The sequence below is a fragment of the Blastococcus sp. SYSU D00820 genome, assembly GCF_054050695.1.
The window spans coordinates 19050-40040 of the sequence record NZ_JBJGZW010000033.1 but is presented as its reverse complement, the minus strand read 5'-3'; the positions used below and the strand labels follow the sequence as shown (position 1 = coordinate 40040).

General features: G+C 74.9%; 21 protein-coding genes. 11 read left to right on the top strand and 10 right to left on the bottom strand.

The features are described 5' to 3' along the window. The first annotated feature begins 22 nt into the window (after nucleotides 1-22). Nucleotides 23-355 (top strand): thioredoxin family protein, encoded by a 333-nt coding sequence (locus ACI79R_RS22475; RefSeq protein ID WP_456575908.1) that lies wholly within the window; start codon nucleotides 23-25, stop codon nucleotides 353-355. Nucleotides 356-404: 49 nt separating this feature from the next. On the opposite strand, the gene ACI79R_RS22470 is transcribed toward ACI79R_RS22475, so the two are convergent. After that, nucleotides 405-815: a MarR family winged helix-turn-helix transcriptional regulator gene (locus tag ACI79R_RS22470; RefSeq protein WP_456575907.1), complete on the bottom strand. Its 411-nt coding sequence runs from the start codon at nucleotides 813-815 to the stop codon at nucleotides 405-407. 187 nt (nucleotides 816-1002) lie between these two features. Between ACI79R_RS22470 and ACI79R_RS22465 the strand changes: the two genes are divergently transcribed. Further along, nucleotides 1003-2736 carry an ABC transporter ATP-binding protein gene (locus ACI79R_RS22465; RefSeq protein WP_456575906.1) on the top strand — a complete coding sequence of 578 codons (1734 nt, stop codon included), beginning with the start codon at nucleotides 1003-1005 and terminating at the stop codon, nucleotides 2734-2736. A 10-nt stretch (nucleotides 2737-2746) separates the two neighbouring features. Here the strand turns inward: ACI79R_RS22465 and ACI79R_RS22460 are convergent, their stop codons facing one another. Continuing rightward, nucleotides 2747-3835: a winged helix DNA-binding domain-containing protein gene (locus ACI79R_RS22460; protein ID WP_456575905.1), complete on the bottom strand. Its 1089-nt coding sequence runs from the start codon at nucleotides 3833-3835 to the stop codon at nucleotides 2747-2749. Between the two features lie 55 nt (nucleotides 3836-3890). Further along, nucleotides 3891-4715 carry an SDR family oxidoreductase gene (locus ACI79R_RS22455; protein ID WP_456575904.1) on the bottom strand — a complete coding sequence of 275 codons (825 nt, stop codon included), beginning with the start codon at nucleotides 4713-4715 and terminating at the stop codon, nucleotides 3891-3893. Nucleotides 4716-4787: 72 nt separating this feature from the next. Between ACI79R_RS22455 and ACI79R_RS22450 the strand changes: the two genes are divergently transcribed. Continuing rightward, entirely contained in the window at nucleotides 4788-5339 is a 552-nt protein-coding gene (locus ACI79R_RS22450) for a GNAT family N-acetyltransferase (RefSeq protein ID WP_456575903.1), read from the top strand. Between the two features lie 13 nt (nucleotides 5340-5352). Here ACI79R_RS22450 and ACI79R_RS22445 read toward each other — a convergent pair whose 3' ends face one another. The 3 genes from ACI79R_RS22445 to ACI79R_RS22435 form a co-directional block, all read right to left on the bottom strand. After that, the gene (locus tag ACI79R_RS22445) at nucleotides 5353-6540 is read right to left on the bottom strand and encodes an EAL domain-containing protein (protein WP_456575902.1); all 1188 of its coding nucleotides are present in this window, start codon (nucleotides 6538-6540) and stop codon (nucleotides 5353-5355) included. A 79-nt stretch (nucleotides 6541-6619) separates the two neighbouring features. Continuing rightward, nucleotides 6620-7291, bottom strand: a complete 672-nt coding sequence (locus ACI79R_RS22440) for a response regulator transcription factor (protein WP_456575901.1) — start codon at nucleotides 7289-7291, stop codon at nucleotides 6620-6622. A gap of 76 nt (nucleotides 7292-7367) precedes the next feature. Continuing rightward, nucleotides 7368-8504: a sensor histidine kinase gene (locus ACI79R_RS22435; protein WP_456575900.1), complete on the bottom strand. Its 1137-nt coding sequence runs from the start codon at nucleotides 8502-8504 to the stop codon at nucleotides 7368-7370. Nucleotides 8505-8691: 187 nt separating this feature from the next. Between ACI79R_RS22435 and ACI79R_RS22430 the strand changes: the two genes are divergently transcribed. The 6 genes from ACI79R_RS22430 (at nucleotide 8692) to ACI79R_RS22405 (ending at nucleotide 15492) form a co-directional block, all read left to right on the top strand. After that, nucleotides 8692-9561 (top strand): ABC transporter ATP-binding protein, encoded by an 870-nt coding sequence (locus ACI79R_RS22430; RefSeq protein ID WP_456575899.1) that lies wholly within the window; start codon nucleotides 8692-8694, stop codon nucleotides 9559-9561. A gap of 27 nt (nucleotides 9562-9588) precedes the next feature. Next, a complete protein-coding gene (locus ACI79R_RS22425) occupies nucleotides 9589-10350 on the top strand; it encodes a hypothetical protein (RefSeq protein ID WP_456575898.1) in 762 nt (253 codons plus the stop codon). Between the two features lie 171 nt (nucleotides 10351-10521). Continuing rightward, a complete protein-coding gene (locus ACI79R_RS22420; protein ID WP_456575897.1) occupies nucleotides 10522-11961 on the top strand; it encodes an MFS transporter in 1440 nt (479 codons plus the stop codon). 129 nt (nucleotides 11962-12090) lie between these two features. Next, entirely contained in the window at nucleotides 12091-13266 is a 1176-nt protein-coding gene (locus ACI79R_RS22415) for a DUF222 domain-containing protein (protein WP_456575896.1), read from the top strand. A 279-nt stretch (nucleotides 13267-13545) separates the two neighbouring features. Then, nucleotides 13546-14622: an alkene reductase gene (locus tag ACI79R_RS22410; RefSeq protein ID WP_456575895.1), complete on the top strand. Its 1077-nt coding sequence runs from the start codon at nucleotides 13546-13548 to the stop codon at nucleotides 14620-14622. Between the two features lie 216 nt (nucleotides 14623-14838). Beyond that, complete coding sequence (locus ACI79R_RS22405; protein ID WP_456575894.1) at nucleotides 14839-15492, top strand: hypothetical protein; 654 nt, start codon at nucleotides 14839-14841, stop codon at nucleotides 15490-15492. A 19-nt stretch (nucleotides 15493-15511) separates the two neighbouring features. On the opposite strand, the gene ACI79R_RS22400 is transcribed toward ACI79R_RS22405, so the two are convergent. Then, nucleotides 15512-16162: a maleylpyruvate isomerase family mycothiol-dependent enzyme gene (locus ACI79R_RS22400; protein WP_456575893.1), complete on the bottom strand. Its 651-nt coding sequence runs from the start codon at nucleotides 16160-16162 to the stop codon at nucleotides 15512-15514. 36 nt (nucleotides 16163-16198) lie between these two features. Next, complete coding sequence (locus ACI79R_RS22395) at nucleotides 16199-17122, bottom strand: SDR family NAD(P)-dependent oxidoreductase (RefSeq protein WP_456575892.1); 924 nt, start codon at nucleotides 17120-17122, stop codon at nucleotides 16199-16201. A 53-nt stretch (nucleotides 17123-17175) separates the two neighbouring features. Here ACI79R_RS22395 and ACI79R_RS22390 point away from each other — a divergent pair, with 53 nt between their 5' ends. Both ACI79R_RS22390 and ACI79R_RS22385 read left to right on the top strand, forming a co-directional pair. Beyond that, complete coding sequence (locus tag ACI79R_RS22390) at nucleotides 17176-17469, top strand: ArsR/SmtB family transcription factor (protein WP_456575891.1); 294 nt, start codon at nucleotides 17176-17178, stop codon at nucleotides 17467-17469. After that, nucleotides 17466-17858: a VOC family protein gene (locus ACI79R_RS22385; RefSeq protein ID WP_456575890.1), complete on the top strand. Its 393-nt coding sequence runs from the start codon at nucleotides 17466-17468 to the stop codon at nucleotides 17856-17858. The genes ACI79R_RS22390 and ACI79R_RS22385 overlap by 4 nt, the downstream gene beginning before the upstream one ends. 4 nt (nucleotides 17859-17862) lie before the next feature. Here ACI79R_RS22385 and ACI79R_RS22380 read toward each other — a convergent pair whose 3' ends face one another. After that, a complete protein-coding gene (locus ACI79R_RS22380) occupies nucleotides 17863-18540 on the bottom strand; it encodes a CoxG family protein (RefSeq protein ID WP_456575889.1) in 678 nt (225 codons plus the stop codon). Further along, on the bottom strand, nucleotides 18537-20960 hold the full coding sequence (gene cutA, locus ACI79R_RS22375; protein ID WP_456575888.1) for an aerobic carbon-monoxide dehydrogenase large subunit: 2424 nt from the start codon (nucleotides 20958-20960) through the stop codon (nucleotides 18537-18539). Before cutA ends, ACI79R_RS22380 begins: the two co-directional genes overlap by 4 nt. Nucleotides 20961-20991 lie beyond the last annotated feature (31 nt).

Here is a 20991-nt window from a genome sequence, read left to right as displayed (position 1 = left end):
CCGCTGACCCGAGGAGGCCCCGATGCCCGCCGCTCCGACCACCGACGCCACCTTCGCCCAGGACGTGCTGGCCAGCCCGCTGCCGGTGCTCGTCGACTTCAGCGCCAGCTGGTGCGCGCCCTGCCGGATGCTGGCGCCGACGATCGACCGGCTGGCCGACGACCAGGCCGCGCGGCTGCGGGTGGTCACCCTCGACGTCGACGAGAACCCCGAGACCACCCGTCGCTACCAGGTGATGGGCATGCCGACCATGGGGCTGTTCGTGCGCGGGGAGCTGGTGACCACGCTGGTCGGCGGGCGCCCGGGCTGGGCGATCATGGAGGCCCTCGAGCCGTACCTGGCCGTGCCGGCCTGAGGCAGGCTCCCAGCGCTCGCCCGCTCGCGGCGGGAGCCTGCGCCGGAGCTCAGTCGGCCAGCGCGCGCAGCAGCCGGGCCAGCTCGGCGCGGTCCTCCGGGGCCAGCCGGCCGAACAGCTCCCGGCTGTCGGCGTCGCGTGCCGCGGACACCTCCTCCTGCACCCGCCGGCCGGCCTCGGTGACCCGCAGGACAACGGCGCGCCGGTCGGCCGGATCGGCGGTGCGCTCGACCAGCCCCCGGGCCTGCAGGGCGTCGGCCACCTCGGTCGCCGAGCGCGGCGCGATGTGCAGCGCCTCGGCGAGGTCGGACAGCCGCATCCCGTCCCTGCTGCCCACGACCCGCAGGGCGCGGGCATGGTGGGGGGAGAGCTCCCACGGGGCCAGCACGTCGCGCCACCGCCGCCGCTGGGCGCGGGCCACCCGCATGAGCAGGTCGCCGAGGGTGGCGGGATCGGACACGGCGGGAATCGTACCGACGATCCTGCGGTTACCGGATGATGAGGTAGCCTCAGCAACCTCTCGACATCCGGAGGTGGTCGTCGTCGACGACATGAACGGCAGAGGAGGCGGGAGCGGCCGGGCCGGCCGCACCGTCGATCCCGCGGACCGGGCGCAGCTCGAGCGAGCGCCCGTCCCCCTGCGCCGCGTGACGGCGCTCTTCCGGCCCTTCCGCTGGCAGGTCGCGACCGTGGTGGCGCTGATCGTCACCTCCTCCGCCGTCGCCCTGGCCACCCCGTTCCTCGTCCGGCTGGTCATCGACGAGGCCCTCCCCCGGCAGGACGTGCCGCTGCTGGTCTGGGCGGTCGCCGGCATGGTCGCCGTCACCGGCATCACCGCCGTCCTCGGCGTGGTGCAGACGTGGCTGTCCACCACGGTCGGCCAGCGGGTCATGCACCGCCTCCGGACGGAGGTCTTCGGCCACCTGCAGCGGCAGTCGCTCGGCTTCTTCACCCGCACGCGCGGCGGTGAGGTGCAGTCGCGCCTGACCAACGACATCGGCGGCATGCAGTCGGTGGTCACGTCGACCGCCACCTCGCTGGCCGCGAACGCCACGACCGTGGTCGGCACGGTGGTCGCGATGGTCGCGCTGTCGTGGCGGCTGTCGCTGCTGTCCCTGCTGGTGCTCCCGCCCGCGATCGCGCTGACCCGCAAGGTGGCGCGCATGCGCCGCGCGGTCACCGCCGAGCGGCAGCGCTCGCTGGCCGAGCTGCACGGGCAGGTGGAGGAGGGGCTGTCGGTCAGCGGCGTGCTGCTGGGCAAGACCCTCGGCGCCGGACCGGCGCAGTCCCGGCGGTTCTCCGCCACGTCCGAGCACCTGGTCGGGCTGGAGGTCCGGTCGCAGCTGGCCGGCCGCTGGCGCATGGCCACCATGAGCATCGTCTTCGCCGGCATCCCGGCGCTGATCTACCTGTTCGCCGGCCTGCCGGTCACCTCCGGCGGCATGACGATCGGCACGCTGGTCGCCTTCACCACGCTGCAGGGCGCGCTGTTCCGCCCGCTGATGGGTCTGCTGGACGTCGGCGTCTCGGTCACCAGCTCGATGGCGCTGTTCAGCCGGGTGTTCGAGTACCTCGACCTGCCGGTCGAGATCGACGACCCGGCGTCCCCGGTCGAGCTCGACCCGGCCCGCGTGCGCGGCGAGGTCCGCTTCGAGGCGGTCGGCTTCACCTATCCCGACGGCGCCCGCCCGGCCCTGACCGGCGTCGACCTCACCGTGCCGGCCGGCAGCACGCTGGCGCTGGTGGGGGAGACCGGCTCGGGCAAGAGCACGCTGGCATCCCTGGTCGCACGGCTGGCCGACCCGACCACCGGCCGGGTCACCCTCGACGGCGTGGACCTGCGCGACCTGCGGCTGTCCACCGTGGCGGCCGTCGTCGGCGTCGTCTCGCAGGAGACCTACCTCCTGCACACGACCGTGCGCGAGAACCTGCGGCACGCCCGGCCCGACGCCACGGACGCCGAGATCGAGACCGCCACCCGGCGGGCGCAGATCCACGACGTGATCGCCGCGCTGCCGGCCGGCTACGACACGGTGGTCGGCGCCCGCGGGCACCGGTTCTCCGGCGGCGAGAAGCAGCGGCTGGCCATCGCCCGCACGCTGCTGCGCGATCCGCGGGTGCTCGTGCTCGACGAGGCGACCAGTGCCCTCGACACCCGCACCGAGCGCGCGGTGCAGGCGGCGCTCGACGAGGCCCGCCGCGGCCGCACGACGATCACCATCGCGCACCGGCTGTCCACCGTGCGCGATGCCGACCGGATCGCCGTCCTCGACGCCGGCCGGGTGGCCGAGAGCGGCACCCACGACGAGCTGGTCGCCGCGGGCGGCCGCTACGCGGACCTCGTCGCGGCCGGCGAGCGGGACGCCGTCCTGGCGGCCTGACGCCGGGGGGTCAGCCGAACTCGACGGCCTTGAGCCGGGCGCCGCGGAAGGCGGCGAGCCGCTCGGCCTCCGCCTCGATCGCGGCCCGCGCGTCCGTGCCGGCCCGCTGCCACAGCTCCACGGTCACCGTCAGGGCGGACCCGGACCTGCGGGGGCGCCACACCCCGACGAGGTCGCCGTCGGCCAGCACCACGCCGGGACGGCCCAGCACCGGGAAGACCTGCTTGACCCGGTCGGCGCCGACCAGGAGGTCGCGGTCGCGGCCCTGCAGGAGGAGGTCGAACGGGCCCAGCAGGCGGGTGCCGCGCGGCGGACCGGCGTCGAGCCGGTCGGCGTCGCCGGCGAGCAGCCAGCGCCGCTGGCCGTCGACCTCGACCTCGACGGCGTCCTCGGGCCAGTGCGCCTTCACGTCCTTGACCGGGGAGTCGAGGAAGCCGGCCACGTGCTGCGGGGTGACCGGGCCGAGGAACCGCAGCACCCCTCGGACGACGTCCAGGTGTGCCGGCACCTCGGGGGCCGGGGCCAGCCCCGGGACCGGCTGCAGCACCGGCGGGGAGGTGTCGGGCTGGAGCTCGAGCCCGGCGCGCAGCGCCGCCAGCCGGAACGGCTGCTCGTAGAGGTGGATCGCGTCGCACGGCCGGCAGTACCGCAGGTAGGGCTCGGGCAGCAGCGCGTTCAGCCGGCCCGACAGCTCGCCCTTGACCATCGGCCCGGTGACCAGCGACCGCATGGCGTCGGCGATCGTGTCGAGCGCGGTCATGACCGGGATGCCGGCGGCGACCAGCGGCTTGGCGGCGTCGAAGATCCGCTTGGCGGCGTCGGCCTCGGAGAACGGCGCGGTGGCGGCGGCGACGCCCGGCAGGTCGGCGCGGCGGTAGAGGTGCGGCGCGCCGCGCAGCGTCCAGGCGATCGCCAGCTCGGCGGGGTCGACCGGGTGCAGCCCGCGGATCGCCAGGGCCCAGCGGCCGCGGTCCGGGCCGGTGTCCTGCGCGCCCAGGTCGAGGACGGCGGTGTCGGCCACCGTGCCGGTGTCGCGGTCGAGCTGCTGGGCCCGCACGCGGAAGCCGAGGACCTGCTCGCGGGTCACCGTCGGGACCATGAACTGCACCGTAGGGCCCGGGGACGACGGTCCCGCCGTCCCCGGGCGCCGCGGATCAGCCGCCGTGCGCGGCGATCGAGAGCTGCTCCCACTCCCGCCAGGTCGCCAGCCGCGACTCGTACTCCTTGGTCGCCATGGCCAGCGGCGCCTTGCCGAAGAAGACCCGCAGCGGCGGCTCCTCGGCGTCGACCAACTGGAGGACGGCGTCGCGCGTGGCCACCGGGTCGCCGGCGGAGGCGCCACCACGGGCCCGGGCGGCCATGACCTTCTCCCGGTAGGCGTCGTAGGCGGGGTTCGGCGTGGCGTGCCTGGCCGACGAGCCGGCCCAGTCGGTGTCGTAGCCGGCCGGCTCGATGATCGTGACCTTGATGCCGAAGCCGGCGACCTCGCGGGCCAGCGACTGGCTGAAGGCCTCCAGGGCCCACTTCGAGGCGTTGTAGATGCCGATGTTGGGCAGCGCCACGATGCCGCCGATCGAGCTGACCTGCAGGATGTGCCCGCTGCCCTGCTCGCGCATGAACGGCAGGGCCGCCTGGGTGATCCAGAGCGCGCCGAACACGTTGGTGTCGAACTGGGCGCGCGCCTCGGCCTCGCTGATCTCCTCGATCATCCCGAACTGGCCGTACCCGGCGTTGTTGACGACGACGTCCAGCCGGCCGAACCGCTCGTGCGCCGCCCGCACCGCGGCGATGCCGCCCTCGCGATCGGTGACGTCGAGCTGCAGGGGCAGGAAGCGGTCGCCGAAGCGGGTGACCAGCTCGTCGAGGGTGGCGGTGTCGCGGGCGGTGGCCGCCACGGAGTCGCCGCGCTCGAGGGCGGCGGTCGCCCACTCGCGGCCGAAGCCGCGGGAGGCGCCGGTGATGAACCAGGTCTTGGGCATGGTGTCCTCTCTGTCCGTCTGCTCCGGTCAATGAACACCGGCAGCGGTGTGTTCCGGCGCTAACCTGGCGCGGTGCCCGACGGGACGCCGACGTTCCGCCCGCTGCGCCGGTCCGACTTCGACCTGCTGGCCCGGTGGCTGGCCGAGCCCCTGGTCGCCCGCTGGTGGGCGCACGACCCGGCGGCGGTCGAGGCCGACTTCGGGCCGAGCGTCGACGGCGCCGACGCCACGGAGATGCTGCTCGCCTGCTCCGGCGACGTCCCCTTCGGCCTGGTGCAGCGCTATCCGATCGCCGCCTATCCGGAGTACGTCGAGGAGCTCTCGCCCCTGGTGGAGCTGCCGCCCGGGGCGCTGAGCATCGACTACCTGATCGGCGAGCCGGCGGCGCGCGGTGGCGGGGGGAGCCGGATGATCGCCGCGGCGGTGGCCGGCTGCTGGGCGCGCTATCCCGACGCCCGCGACGTCGTCGTCCCGGTCGCGCTGGGCAACGTCGCGTCGTGGCGGGCGCTGGAGAAGGCCGGCTTCGAGCGGATCGCCGAGGGGCCGCTGACGCCGGACAACCCGATCGACCCGCCCGACCACGTCGTCTACCGGATCCGCCGGCCGGGGCCGCGCGCGGGATGAGGTACCGAGGTGGTCAGGCCGGGACGGCCGCCCCGGCGGCCAGCGCCTCCGCGGGGCCGGGGCGGCCGAAGTACCACCCCTGCCCGCAGTCGACGCCCAGGTCGCGCAGCGCCGAGGCGTCGTCCGCCGTCTCCACGCCCTCGGCGACCACCCGGGCGCCGCAGCCGTGGCCGAAGGTGACCAGCGAGCCGACGAGCGTGCGCAGGACGTGGTCGCCGGCCAGGCCCGTCACGACGCTGCGGTCGATCTTCACGACGTCGGGCTGGGTGACCACGATGTGCCGCAGCGACGAGAAGCCGGCGCCGACGTCGTCGACGGCCAGCCGGAGCCCGGCTGCGCGGAGGGGGCCGAGGACGGCCGAGAGGGCGGCGTAGTCCTCGACGGCGTCGTGCTCCGAGAGCTCCAGCACCACCCGGGGGAGCGGCAGCTGCTGGAGCAGCCGCGCGCAGCCGTCGGTGAGCAGGGTCGCGGGGGAGACGTTCACGGCCAGGTAGCCGTCGATGGCAGGGAGGTGCGCGGCCGCGCGCTCCAGGGCCAGCAGCTCCAGTGCATGACCGAGGCCGACGCTGTGCGCCTCGGCGAAGACGGTGTCCGGCGCCCGTTCCCACGGGGCGGGGAAGCGGCTGAGCGCCTCCGCGCCGACCCGCCGGCCGGTGACGAGGTCGACGATCGGCTGCAGGGCGACCACCGGCCCGCCGTCGCCCATGACCGGCAGCAGCCGGCCCTCGATCTCGGTCCGTCGCTGCTGCTCCCGCACCTGGGGCTCGACGATCACCGCGGCGGCCGCGGCCAGCACGTCCATGAGCGCCTTGTCGCGCTCGGCGAGCTCGTGGTCGGAGGTGAGGCCGAAGGCGCACAGCGTGCCGTAGAGGCTGCCGTCGCTGAGCCGCACGGGCGCGGAGACGTAGCTGCGGATGCGCGGGATGCGCGCGGAGGGCAGCGCCATGGCGGCCGGGAAGCGCTTCACGTCCGGGATCACGGCGGGCAGCCGGCCGTCGAGGATGGCCTGGCAGAACGACGTCCGCTGGGGAACCGCGGCGCCCTCGCGCACCGGCACCGGGAGCGAGGACTCGACCACCTCGAGGTGCTGGGTGGTGCCGTCGAGCCGGCTCAGGAAGGCCACGCTCAGTCGCAGGGACCTCTTGGCCGTGCGCAGCAGGTCGGCGATCTGCTGGTCGGCGGCGGAACGCTGTCGGCGCATGCGGCGTCATCGACATCGGTTGTGCACGACTGGAGCGGCCTCACCCGGAGGGAGTGCCGGTGCCGGTGGCGGCGCTGGCTCAGCCCTCCAGCAGGCCGGCCTCGTGGGCGAGGATCGCCGCCTGCGTGCGGTTGGCCAGGCCCAGCTTGGTGAGCAGCCGGCTGACGTAGGTCTTCACCGTCGCCTCGCTGACGAACAGTTCCCGGGCCAGCTCCGCGTTCGAGCCGCCGCCGCCCAGCAGCACGAGCACCTCGCGCTCGCGCTCGGACAGCTCGGCGATCCGCTGCAGCGCGGCGGCCCGGCGGGGTGCGGTCCGCCGGTCGACGTAGGACTCGATGAGCGTCGCGGTGACCTTGGGCGACAGCGTCGCGGTGCCGTCGGCGACCGCACGCACCGCCGCGGCGATCTCCCGGGGCGGGGTGTCCTTGAGCAGGAAGCCGGCGGCCCCGGCGGCCAGCGCCGCGTACACGTACTCGTCCACGTGGAAGGTCGTGAGGACGGCGACCTGTGGCGGGTGCGGCAGCGCGAGGATCCGCCGGGTCGCCTCCAGCCCGTCCATGACCGGCATCCGGATGTCGGTGAGGACGACGTCGGGTCGCAGCTGCTCGGCGGCGGCCACCGCGGCCCGCCCGTCCCCCGCCTCGCCGACCACCTCGAAGCCGCCGGTCGCCTCGAGCACGGTGCGCAGCCCGAAGCGGACCAGCTCCTCGTCGTCGACCAGCAGCACGCGGATCGGACCGGCGTCGGTCATGGTGTCCCCGGTTCGCTACCGCGGGGCGCTCCGCTCCTCGCTCGTCCCTCGCTGCGATGCTCACGCCCCTGTCCGCTCACGAGGGCAGCACCGCCTCGACGGCGAACCCGCCGTCCAGCCGCGGCTCCGCCGTCAGCCGGCCGTCCAGGGTGCGCACCCGCTCACTCAACCCCACCAGGCCGTACCCGCCGCTGGGCGGGGCGGCCGCCGTCTTCCCGGCGCCGTTGACCACGCGCACGGTCAGCTCGCCGCCGGCCCGCTCGACGGTCACGCAGACCGGCGCCCCGGGCGCGTGCTTGCCGGCGTTGGTCAGCGCCTCCTGCACGATCCGGTAGGCCGCCCGGCCGACGGTGGGGTCCACCGGCTCGCCGGGCAGGTCGCGCAGCTCGACGGCCATGCCGGCCTCGCGCGCCGCGGCGACCAGCCGCGGCAGGTCGGCCAGGCCCGGCTGCGGGCCCAGCGGCGCGGCCTCGTCGATCTCCGCCTCCCGCAGCACGCCGACCATCTGGCGCAGCTCCTCCAGCGCCTGCCGGCCGGCGGTCTGCACCTGCGCGGCCAGCTGCTCCACCCGGTCGCGGTCGGCGGCGGCGACCTCGATGGCGCCGGCCTGCAGCACCATGAGGCTCACCCGGTGGCCGACGGCGTCGTGCATCTCCCGGGCGATCCGGGTCCGCTCGGTGTGCACCGCCTCCCGGGCCATGAGCTCGCGCTCGGCCTCGGCCCGCTCCGCCCGGTCGCGCAGCGCCGCGAGCAGCAGCGCGCGGGTGCGCTGCCAGACCCCGATGGCCCCGGGCAGCACCAGCACCAGCGCGATCGCGCCGAGCGCGCCGACGGCCTCGTCGCGCGTGCCGAGCGTCCACGGCCGGGTGAGGGCGACCGCCCCGACCACCCCCGCGCCGATCCGCACCGACCACCGCCCGACGTACCGGCAGACCGCGTAGGCGGTCAGCAGCATCGCGACGGTCAGGGCCGGCACCAGCGCACCCAGGACGGCGCTGACGGCGAAGGGCACCAGCGGCGTGGAGCGACGGAAGAGGAAGAGGCTCACCACCAGCACCACGCCGCCGCCGACCAGCGTCGCGTCGGCCACCAGCCGGGCCTCCGGGGTAACGACCCCGATGGCGACGGTGCCGGTGCCCAGCAGGGCGACCAGGGCCTCGAACCAGAGGCTGCGCGCGCCGAGGCCGGGCCAGACGCGGTCCCGGAGCCTCATGCGGCGAAGCGTATTTCCCCCTGGCCCCGCCGCGGGTCGGCCGATCGGCTGCCCGCGGATCGACTTCCGGATGACACGGCCGCGACGTCCGTCGACCGCAGGTCCAGCCGCCCGGCCGACGCGGGGACCCGCCTCCAGCGAGCAGATTCGTCGCCGTGACCGGACGAGCCGGTCGGTCGAGGAGGCCATGATGATCTCGGTCAGCGGACTGACCAAGCGGTACGGACCCCGCACCGTCGTCGACGACGTCTCGTTCGTCCTGGAGCCGGGCACGGTGACCGGCTTCCTCGGGCCGAACGGCGCCGGCAAGACCACGACCATGCGGATGATGACCGGCCTGGTGCCGGCCAGCGCCGGCACGGCGACCGTCGACGGCCGGCCCTACGTCGACCTGCCGAACCCCGGTGCCGTCGTCGGCACGCTGCTCGACGCCTCCGCCGTCCACCCGGGCCGCACCGGACGGGCCCACCTGCGCCTGCTGGCCGCCCGCGTCGGGGTGCCGGCCGCGCGGGTCGAGGAGGTGCTCGGGCAGGTCGGCCTGGCCGGCGCCGCCGGACGGCGGATCGGCGGCTACTCCCTCGGCATGCGCCAGCGGCTGGGCATCGCCGCGGCGCTGCTGACCGACCCGCCGGTGCTCGTCTTCGACGAGCCGGCCAACGGGCTGGACCCCGAGGGCATCCGCTGGATGCGCGACCTGCTCCGCGGCCACGCCGTCCGCGGCGGCACGGTGCTGCTCTCCTCCCACCTGCTCGGCGAGGTGGAGCACACCGTCGACCGGCTGCTGGTCATCGGCAACGGCCGGATCGTGGCCGACGGCCCGGTCGCCTCGCTGCTCGGCGGCGACGGGACGGCGGTCGTGGCCACCGACCCCGCCGCGCTGGCGACCGCCCTCGAGCGGGCGGGGTTCCACGTGCAACACGACGCCGGCGCCCTGCACGTGCCCGGCGCCGAGCCCGCCGCGGTGGGTGCCGTCGCCGCGGCCGCCGGGATCGCCCTGGTCGACCTGCGCCCGGTCGCCCGGCGTCTCGAGGACGTCTTCTTCTCCCTCACCGCCTGATCGCCCCTCTCTCCTCAGGAGCCCGCCATGACCACCACGACCGCCGCCGTCCCCACTCCCGTCCGTCCCGCCGTCCGAGCCGGGGCCGCGCCCCTGGCCACCCTGGTCGGCATCGAGATCCGCTCGTCGCTGTCCACCCGCTCCGGCAAGGCGCTGGCAGGGGTCGCGGCCCTGCTGGCGCCCGCGGCCGTGGCGGTGGTGAGCAGCGCCAGCAGCGAGCCGCTCAGCGGCGTCGCCGGCCCGCTCGGGGTGGTCGGCATGCTCACTTCGCTGGTCCTCCTGGCGGTGGGCGTCCTGTCGACCGCCGGCGAGTGGAGCCACCGCACGGTGCAGACGACGTTCCTGCTCACCCCCCGCCGCGGGCAGGTGCTGGCCACCAAGACCGTCGCCGTCGCGGTGCTGGCCGCCGCCCTCGCCGCGGTGTCGACCGCCCTCACCGCCGGTGTGCTGGCCCTCCTCGAGAGCGGCGCCGGCTGGGACGGCGCCGGCCGGGCGATGGTCGTGGCCACGGCCGCCGGCGCGGTCTTCGCGGTGATCGGCGCCGGTGCCGGCGCGGCCCTGGCCAACACACCCGCCGCGCTGACCACGCTGTACCTGGTGGTCCTCGGCGTCATGCCGGTGCTGCGCGGGTTCAAGCCGGAGATCGGCACGAAGGTCGACCCGGTCGAGGCCGTCGTGGCGCTCGCCCAGGGGCACGCGCAGACGCAGTCGGTGCTCGTCCTCTCCGCCTGGACCGTGCTCGCCCTGGTGGCCGGAGCGGTCGTCACGCGCCGCCGCGCCGTCGCCTGAACCCCGCTTCCCTCCGTCCCCGCCGGCCGCGCGCCGGCGGGGACGTCCCGCTGAGCCGGAGAGCGGTCGGGGACGGCGGCCGTTGCGTGCTACAACGACGTGCCGGCAGGAAGAGGGAACGTGGGCGCGATCGTGGGCACGGCTCCGCGCCCCCGCGTGCGCCGGGGACGCGTGGATTTCGTCGTCCTGGCCTCCGGGGTGCTGGCCTTCGCGCTGCTCCAGTCGCTGGTCATCCCGGTGCTGCCGACCATCCAGCACGCCCTCGGCACCACCCAGGCCGACGTCACCTGGGTGCTGACCGCCTACCTGCTCGCCGCCTCGATCTGCACGCCCGTCGTCGGGCGGCTCGGCGACATGACGGGCAAGAAGCGCATGTTCGTCCTCGCCCTGGCCACGCTCGCCGTCGGCTGCCTGGTCTCGGCGCTGGCCACGTCGCTGCCGGTCATGATCGCCGGGCGCGTCGTCCAGGGCATCGGCGGCGGGGTCATGCCGCTGGCCTTCGGCATCGTCCGCGACCGGTTCGCCGAGGAGGACGTGCCCTCGGCGATCAGCGTGATCGCCTCGATGGGCGCGGCCGGCTCCGGGGTGGGGCTGGTGCTGGCCGGTCCGCTGGTCGACGCGCTCGGGCCGGACTGGCTGTTCTGGGCGCCGTTCGTCGTGCTGGTCGTCGCCTGCGTCGCGGCGCAGGCGGTGCTGTCGGAGTCGCCGCGCCGGCCCGGCGGGCGGGTCAACTGGGCGGCGGCGGGGCTGCTGTCGGCCTGGCTGGTGGCGCTGCTGCTGCCGGTCAGCCAGGGCTCGTCGTGGGGGTGGACGTCGCCGGCGGTGCTCGGCCTGCTCGCCGCCGCCCTGGTGCTCGCCGTCGCCTGGATCGTCGTGGAGTCACGGTCGCGCTCCCCGCTGATCGACATGCGGATGATGCGGCTGCGGGCGGTGTGGACCACCAACTTGGTGGCCCTCATGGTCGGGCTGGCGATGTACGCGTCGTTCGCCTTCCTCTCCCAGTTCCTCCAGACGCCGCCGTCGGCCGGCTACGGCTTCGGCGCGACCGTGACCGAGTCGGGGCTGCTCGTGCTGCCGCAGACGGCGGTCGCCTTCCTCGTCGGGCTGGTCGCCGGCCGGCTGGGTCAGCACTACGGCTCCAAGAACGTGCTGCTCGCCGGGATCGCCACGTCGGTGCTGGGCTACGTGCTGTTCGCCCTGCTGCACGACACGCCCTGGCAGGTGGTCGCGCTGACCACGCTGATGGGTGGCGGGTCCGGCGTCATCTTCTCCTCGATGTCGAACCTCGTCGTCACCGCGGTGCCCCGGTCGCAGACGGGCGTGGCCAGCGGGATGAACGCCAACATCCGCACGATCGGCGGCTCCATCGGCTCCGCCGTCATGGCCGCCGTCGTGACCAGCCACCCCGGGCCCACCGGCCTGCCCACCGAGTCCGGCTACGTCAACGGGTTCCTCGTGCTCACCGGCGGGCTGGTGCTGGCCTGGTTCGCCGCGTTGCTCGTGCCCGCCGTCCGGCGGGACGCCGTCTCGCGCGAGGAGCCCGACGTGCCGCTGCGGCACCCGGCAGGGGGCCTGGTGGCGGGTGGGTCGCTGGTGGGCGACGAGGCCTGAGCCAGATGCTGCGCGGTGCCGGAATCGCGCTTCCGGCCCTTGCCCGGTCCGGTCCTCGACGAGCGTCGCGCCCGCTCTGAGCTGCGCTTTCATCTTGTCCGGCGTTCGGGATCCGAGTAAACTCCGTACATGTGTTCGACGGTTGATCCGGGAGGCGATGTCCTCGACGCGATCGCTGCCGGGGTCGCCGAGCGCAACCGGCGGGACGCCGAGCTGACCCGGCAGGTGCGGGCGGCGGAACTGTCCCAGGCGGCCGAGCGCGACGGGCTGAAGGCGATGACCTCGTGGCTGGTCGGGCACTGCCGGATGGCCAGGTCCGAGGCGCTGCGGCTGGTCCGCAACGGCCGCGCGCTGGAGCACCTCCCCGCGCTCGCGGAGGCGTTCGCGGCCGGGCTGGTCAGCGCGCAGCAGGTGCACGTTGTCGCCGACGCCGTGACCCCCGCGCGGCTGGCCGCCGCGGCGGCGCAGGGGGTAGACCTGGCGGTGATCGACGCGGTGCTCACCCAGGTCGCGGTCGACCAACCGGTCGAGAACCTCGTGCAAGCGGTGCAGAAGTACGTCGACAATCTCGACCCCGACGGGCCGGAACCCGACCCGACCGAGCAGCGGTCGGCGCACACCACGCGGCACGCCGACGGATCGATGACCCTGCGTGCCGAACTCGACCCGGTGACCGCCGAGAAGGTCGAGGCCGCCCTGGCGTCGCACGAGCAGGCCGACCGCCCCGCAGACGACACCCGCACCCGCGCGCAGCGGCGGGGGGACGCGCTCGCGCAGGTCTTCGACAACTCCCTGGCGTCGGGGTCGCTGCCGGTGCTGCGCACCCGCAAGCCGCACGTGGTCGCCACGATCCCCCTGTCGGACCTGGCCTCGCCCGACACCGGCCGTGGCGCCGGGCGGATGGGGTTCGGCGCCGCCATCTCCGCCGCACGGGCCCGCTGGCTGGCCTGCGACGGGGAGGTCACCCGCCTGGTCATGGGCCCGGAGGGGCAGCCGCTGGACGTGGGCAGGACCGCCCGCGTCGTGCCGCCGCACCTGCGGCGGGCGGTCGAGGCCCGGGACGGGGCCTGCGTGTTCGCCGGGTGTACCGCCCCGACGCACTGGTGCGACGTCCACCACCTGGTGCACTGGATCGACGGCGGCGCCACCAGCCTGGACAACTCCGCGCTGCTGTGCGAACGGCACCACTCGAAGGTGCACCACGGCTTCCGCATCGAACGGCAACCCGACGGCCGATGGCGCACCTACCGGCCAGACGGCACCGAGATCCGCACGCCCGCACCCCTCCGCGCCACCGCCGCCTGACGAGACCGGCCGCCCCGCCGCCGCGCCCGCGCGAGCGGCGCAACCGGTATGCCCGGAGGCGCGAGGTCGCTACGTCCAGCCCCCGTGCTGCGCGCACCGTGCGCTCCCTGACCATTCCGCGGCGGGAACGGTCACCCACCGCACAGTGCTCGTGCACGGCCACGCCGCGACCGCCTTCCAGCCGGCAACGCTCCGCGCGTCCGCCGTCCGAGGCACGTCCGCGGCGTGACGCCGGTCGCGATCCGGAATGGGCGACGCCGTGCCCGTGTCGCACCTGGCATGGACCTGTTCTCCCCGGTGACCCTCGGCGACCTCGAGCTCGCCAACCGCGTCGTCATGGCCCCCCTGACCCGCAAGCGCTCCGGTATCGCCGGCGTGCCCGGGGACCTCGTCGTCGAGCACTACCGCCAGCGGGCCGGCGTCGGGCTGATCGTCACCGAGGGCACCTTCCCCGCGCCGCAGGGGCAGGCCTTCGACGGCCAGCCGGGGCTGGCCACCGACGAGCAGGCCGCCGGGTGGCGCCGGGTGGCCGACGCGGTGCACGAGCGCGGTGGCCGGATCGTCGTCCAGGTGATGCACGGCGGGCGGGTGACCCACCCCGACGTCAACGGTGGCCTCCGGGTGGAGGCGCCCAGCGCGATCGCGATCGACGGCGAGGTGCACACCGCCGGCGGCAAGCAGCCCTTCCCCGTGCCGCACGCGCTGACCACCGAGGAGCTGCCGACGACGGTCGCCGAGTTCGTCGCCGCCTGCCGCCGGGCGGTCGACGCCGGGCTGGACGGCGTGGAGCTGCACGCGGCCAACGGCTACCTGCTGCACGAGTTCCTGTCACCGGCGGCCAACCGGCGCGAGGACCGCTACGGCGGCTCCCCGGAGAACCGGGCACGCTTCGTCGCCGAGGTGGTCGAGGCGGTGGCCGCCGCGATCGGCGCCGGCCGGGTGGGCCTGCGGATCTCCCCGGAGCACAACATCCAGGGCGCGCTCGAGACCGATCGCGGCGACGTCCTGGCCACCTACGGCTCCCTCGTCGACCGGCTGCGCCCGCTGGGCCTGGCCTACCTCTCCGTGCTGCACCGCGAGCCGGCCGGCGACCTGGTGCAGGAGCTGCGCCGCCGCTTCGGCGGGCCGCTCATGGCCAACAGCGGCTTCGGGCCCGTCACCACCCGCGAGGAGGCGGTCGCGCTGGTCGAGGCCGCGCACGCCGACGTCGTCGCCGTGGGGCGGCCGGTGCTGGCCAACCCCGACCTGGTGGCGCGCTGGGCCGGGCAGCACCCGGAGAACACCCCCGACCCGCGCACCTTCTACACCGACGGTGCCGAGGGCTACACCGACTACCCGGAGCTGCGCGCGAGCTGAGCCCCGACCGCGCGCAGGAATCGCCGCCACTCCCGTCCAGCGGGACCACACTCGGCACCGCCGGAGACCACCGGCGAGCGGGTCCTGACGGCACGGAAGGGGACGGTCATGGACCGCAGGACGGGAACTGCCACGGGGGGCACGGAGCGCGAGCAGCTGCACGGGGACGCACCGCCGAGGAGCCGCACCTGGGACCGCATCGCGGGCGGGGCGGGGGTGCTCTTCTTCCTCCTGATCGTCGCCAGCTTCTTCACGCCGGACACCCCCGGTGTGGAGGACGGCGGAGCGGCCATCGCCGCCGCGATCGCGGAGGACCGGGCCGGCCACCAGTGGTCGCTGCTGCTGGCCTTCCTCTCCGACATCACGTTCCTCGTGTTCCTGGCCGGCCTCTTCAGCAGGCTGCGCCGGGCCGAGGGACACGGCGGGCTGTTCAGCGGGCTGGTGGCGATCGCCGGCGCGGTGTTCGTCTCGACGATCATGGCCTCCGAGGGGATCTACCTCGCCATGGTGACCGGGACGGCCGACGTCGGTGACGAGCCCGCCGTCTTCACCACGCTGGCGGTGCTCAACGACTGGACGGGCTCGGTGACGCTCGCCGCCGGCGTGGCGCTGTTCCTGGGGGTGGCGGCGGGCATCGTCAGCACCTCCGCGCTGCCGAACTGGCTGGGCTGGTGGGCGGCCGTCGTGTGCGTGCTGCTGCTGGTCAGCCTGGCCGGGGTCTTCCAGGAGGAGCTCGAGGGCGGTGTCGTCGAGTACACCGGCTTCGGCGGGTTCATCCTCATGATGCTGTGGACGCTCACCACCGGCGTCGTCCTGCTGGTGCGGGCCGGCCGCCCGGCGACGCGCCGGCAGGAGGTCGCGGCCGGCTGACCCCGACGGAGCCCCGAGGTCAGCGCTGGGCGAACCGCGCGGCGACGTCGTTCCGCCCCGGGCCGGTGAGCTCGGCCAGCCCCGCGGCCCGGCCGGTCGCCACCAGCAGCAGGCTGCCGGCCGGCCCGCGCACCACCGGGCCCTCGCCGGCCGACCAGTCGGCGTCGGTGGCCACGAACCGCAGCCCGGCGAACCGCCGGTCGGCCCGCCCGTAGAAGGCGTTCCCCCACACGTGCTGCAGCGCCGGGACGGCGCGTTCCGGGGGCACCTCCCGGCGCCAGCCGAGCGGGCGGGCGATGTCCTGCCCGTGCACGAGGACGTCGGTCAGCGGGTCCAGCGGACCGCTCAGCGGTACCCGGTGGTCGACGTCCGCGGTGGCGCGCAGCAGGGCGATCAGCTCGGCCGGCCGGTGCGCCGCCGCGAGCCGGCGCGCCCAGGCCGCCTCCGCCGCGTCGAAGCTGCCCCGCGCCCGCACGACCTGCACCAGGGTGGCCAGCAGGGTCTGGCGGTGCGACAGCGTCAGGTGCGCGAGGACGTCGTGCACCGTCCACGCCGGGCACAGCGACCGGACCTGCCAGTCCGCCTCGTCGAGGCTTTCCAGGAAGTCGCAGAGGTCGGAGCGCTCGGCGGCGACGTCGGCGAGCATGCCGACCCGGGGATGTCGGGGCACGAGGGGCAGACCGGGCCGGCCGTCGGAACTGATCGGTCAGGCCGGGACGCGCAGGAGCACGCCGGTCCGCCGCTCGGACAGTTCCCACAGCTCGTCGATCCGCCGCTGCAGGTCCCACCGGCGCAGCAGCGGCCGCCGGACGGCGGGGCCGTTGGACCCGTAGCGCGGGGCGTAGAGCTCGCCGCCGCGGGCCGCCGGATCGGTGGCCGCGCGCAGCTGCGGCCGGGCGCCCTCCGCCGGTGACATGCCGGCGCGGGCGGCGAACGCCTCGAACACCGGGGCGATCCATCCGCCGCCGCCCTCGCGGACGGTGGTGGCCATCAGGTCGGTGCTGGTCAGCCCCGGATGCGCGATCAGGCTCTGCGCGCGGACGCCGGCCCCCGAGAACTGCTGCTGCAGGCCCAGGCCGAAGTGGTAGTTGGCCCACTTGGCGCGGGCGTAGGCATGCCAGGGGCGGTAGCGGGCCAGGTCGGGGTCGGCGGGGTCGACCGGGCGGCCCCGGAGGCGGGCGGTGCTGGTCACGGTGACGACGCGGGCGGCGTCGGCTCGGAGCAGCGCCGGCAGCAGATGTGCGGTCAGGGCGAAGTGCCCGAGGTGGTTGATCCCGAACTGCGACTCGAAGCCGTCGGCGGTCCGCCGCTCCGGCATCGCCATGATCCCGGCGTTGTTGACCAGGACGTCGACGCTCGGGTGCGCACGGCCGATCCGCCCGGCCGCCTCCGCGACCGAGGCCAGGGAGCCCAGGTCGAGCGGCACGACCTCCGTCGAGGCCTGCGGCGTGCGGGCGTGGATCTGCCCGTCCGCCGTCCGCGCCTTGGCCTGGTCCCGCGCGGCGATCACCACGTGCGCCCCGGCCCGCGCCAGCTCGTGGGCGGTGACCAGGCCCAGGCCGCCGTTGCCGCCGGTGACCACCGCGACGCGGCCGGTGAGATCGGGCATGTCGGCGGAGGTCCACGGCACGGGCACAGTCTGACCCCTTGACAGGCAAGTGGCTACTTGCCTATACCTGTGCCGTGGACGCCGATCCCGAGCTGTTCCGGGCTCTGGGCGACGCGACCCGTCGCACGATCCTGGACGAGCTGACCGAGAAGGACGGCCAGACGCTGTTCGAGATCTGCACCCGGCTGACCATGAAGCACGGCCTGTCCTCCTCGCGGCAGGCCATCTCGCAGCACCTCGCGGTGCTCGAGGAGGCCGGTCTGGTGCACACCCGGCGGCAGGGCCGGTACAAGTTCCACCACCTCGACACGGGCCCGCTGCGGTCGATCGTCGAACGGTGGCCCATCGAGCGAGAGGCACCCCCGTGATCCGCATCAACATCACCAGCGTGTTCGTCGACGACCAGGCCAAGGCGCTGGCCTTCTACACCGAGAAGCTCGGCTTCCAGAAGAAGACCGACGCGCCCGCCGGCGAGTACCGCTGGCTCACCGTGGTCTCCCCGGCCGCCCCGGACGGCGTCGAGCTGCTGCTCGAGCCCGACGGCCACCCGGCGGCGCGCCCCTTCAAGGAGGCGCTGGTGGCCGACGGCATCCCGTTCACGCAGTTCGCCGTCGACGACGTGCACGCCGAGGTCGAGCGGCTCAAGGGCCTCGGCGTCACCTTCACCCAGGAGGCGACCGACTTCGGGCCGGTGGTCACCGCCGTCCTCGACGACACCTGCGGCAACCTGATCCAGCTCGCCCAGCTGAAGGCGTAGCCGGTCAGGAGCGGCGGCGCCCCAGCAGGTAGCCCAGCACCACGCCGAGCGCGGTGAACAGCCCGCCCGACGCCGCGCCCAGCAGGAACGAGTTCAGGTCCAGCTGGGCGCCGGCGGCGACCGGGGCGGCCCTGCCGGAGAAGACCTGCGGAGCCGGAGCCGGAGCCGGAGCAGGGGCCGCCGAGGGCGCCGCCGTCCCGCTGACCGCCGCGGCCGACGGCCGCGGCTCCGGCACCGCGGCGACCGGGGAGGTCAGCTCCCGGTCGATCGCGGAGAAGAACTGCCCCGCCATCCGCTTGGCGACGCCGGTGATCATCCGCTGGCCCACGCCGGCGACCGGGCCGCCCACCACCGCGTCGGCGGAGTAGGTCAGCGCGGTCCCCTCGTCCGACGGCGTCAGGGTGATCGTCACCGTCGCCCGCACGTTGCCCGGCGCGCCCGCCCCGGAGGCGTGCATGACGTAGGACGTCGGCCGCTGCTGGTCCGACAGCCGCACCTCGCCGGCGTAGGTGCCCTTGATCGCCCCGACCCCGACCGAGACGTTCATCCGGTAGGAGTCGTCGCCGACCTGCTCCAGCGACTCGCAGCCCGGGATGGTCCGCGCCAGCACCGCCGGGTCGGTGATCACCGACCACACCTGGTCGGGGGTCCCGTGCAGCACCGCCGAGCCGTCGAGGTTCACGCGCTTGCTCCGATCTCGGCGCGGCCCGCAGCGGCCGCCGTCCGTTCCGTGTCCGGGGACCGCATCAGGTCGTACAGCTCGGTGGGGGACAGCGGCATCGAGGCGATCCGGCGTCCGGTCGCGTCCTCGATCGCCGAGGCGATCGCCGCCGTCCCCGGGATGACGCCGGCCTCGCCGGCGCCCTTGAGGCCCAGCGGGTTCAGCGGCGAGGGCGTCTGCTGGTGGTCGATGACGACGTCGGGCACCTCCGACGCGTACGGCATCAGGAAGTCCATGAAGGAGGCGTTCTGCAGCTGCCCGTCGGAGTCGTAGGCCATCCGCTCGTACAGCGCGCCGCCGACGCCCTGGGCCACCCCGCCGTGCACCTGGCCCTCGACGATCATCGGGTTCACCACGTTGCCGCAGTCGTGCACCACCGCGTACTTCACGACGTCGATCTCCCACGTCGCCGGGTCGATCTCCACGACCGCCGCGTGCGCGCCCGACGCGAACGTCGACCGGATCGGCGAGTAGTAGTCGCGGTGCTCCAGGCCGGGGGCGTCGCCCTCGGCCACCGGCGGCTTGTCGTCCGACCCCTGGACGGCGAACTGGGTGGCCTGCTTGGCGGCCTCGTCGAACGCGTACCGCAGCGGGTTGGACAGCACGGCGACCGTGCGCAGCGGGATCGACGCCCCCGGCGTCCCCTTGACCTGCACCACGCCCTCGTCGATCTCCAGGTCGCCGGGGTCGGCCTCGAGCACGTCCGCGGCGATCCGCAGCGCCTTCTCCCGCACCCCGCGCGCGGCCAGCGCGATCGCGTTGCCGCTCATCACCGCCGCCCGCGAGGCGAACGTCCCCACCGCGTAGCCGAACCGCCGGGTGTCGCCGGTGGTGACCTCGACGTCCTCGATCGGCACCCCCAGCTCGGAGGCGACGATCTGGGCGAACACCGTCTCGTGCCCCTGACCCTGCGAGGTCAGCCCGGTCGACACCAGCACCTTGCCGCTGCCCAGCACCTGCACGTGCCCGCCCTCGTACGGGCCGGGCCCGGTGCCCTCCACGTACAGGGCCATGCCGACGCCCAGCAGCTTCCCGCGCGCCTCGGCGTCGGCCCGCAGCTGCTCCGCGGCCTCCCAGCCGACGAGGTCCTTGAGCTTGGCCAGCAGCCCCGGGTAGTCGCCCGAGTCGTAGATGACCGGCCGGCCGTCCTGGAACGTCAGCCGGTGGTCGTAGGGGAACTGGTCGGGCTGGATCAGGTTCCGCTCGCGGACGACGGCGCGGTCCAGGCCCAGCGCGTCGGCGATGCGGTCCATGGTCCGCTCCATCGCGTAGCAACCCTGCGGCCGCCCGGCGCCGCGGTAGGGCGTCACGATGACGGTGTTGGTGTAGACGCTCTCCACGACCACCCGGTACACCGGCAGCGCGTACGGCCCGACCAGCTGGGTGGCCGTCACGATCGGCACGATGATCCCGTAGGGCGTGTAGGCGCCGTTGTCGTGCCAGATGTGGACGTCGAGCGCGGTGATCCGGCCGTCGTCGTCGTACCCGACGGTGATCTCCTGCCGCTGCTGGCGCTCGTGCGCCGAGCCGATGAAGTGCTCGCGCCGGTCCTCGGCCCACTTCACCTCGCGGCCGAGCGCGATCGCCGCCATCGGCACCAGCAGCTCCTCCGGCCACGGGTGCACGATCTTCACGCCGAAGCCGCCGCCGACGTCCGGCGCGATGACCTCGACGGCGTCCAGCGACAGCTCCAGCTTCGCGGCGATCGCCGCGCGCACCGACGTCGAGGCCTGGGTGCTCGAGTAGACCCGTAGCGAGGAGTCCGCCGGGTCCCACCGCGCGTGCACGCCCTTGCCCTCGAGGGGCATGCAGGCGCTGCGCTCGATGTACTGGGTGAACGACAGCGTGTGCGGCGCGGCGGCCAGCGCCGGCTCGACGTCGCCGGTCTCCTGGTGGTGCCGGGCGGCGACGTTGTCGGGGATCTCCGCGTGGACGGCGTGCTCGGCGGCCCGGGCGGCGTCGACCCCGACGACGGTCGGCAGCTCCTCGTAGGTGACCACGATCCGCTCGGCGGCGTCCTCGGCGAGGTACCGGTCGGCGGCCACCACCATGACCACCGGCTCGCCGACGTGGTTGACCTCGCCGTTGGCCAGCGGGTAGCCGGTGCGCGGCGCGTGCAGCTGGGGGTGCGGGATGAGCACCGGCAGCGGCTCGGCCATCGGGCCGGTGAGGTCCTCGTAGGTGTAGATCGCCCAGACCCCGTCGACGTCCAGCGCGCCCTCGACGTCGATGTCGACGATCCGGGCGTGCGCGTGCGGGCTGCGCACGAAGGCCGCGGCCAGGGCGTCGGCGCCGATGTCGTCGAGGTAGCGGCCCTTCCCGACGATGAGGCGGGCGTCCTCGCGGCGGCGGACCGGTTCGCCGAACAGCTTGGTGGTCATCGCCGTCCCCCTCCCGTCGCCTTCCGCGCGC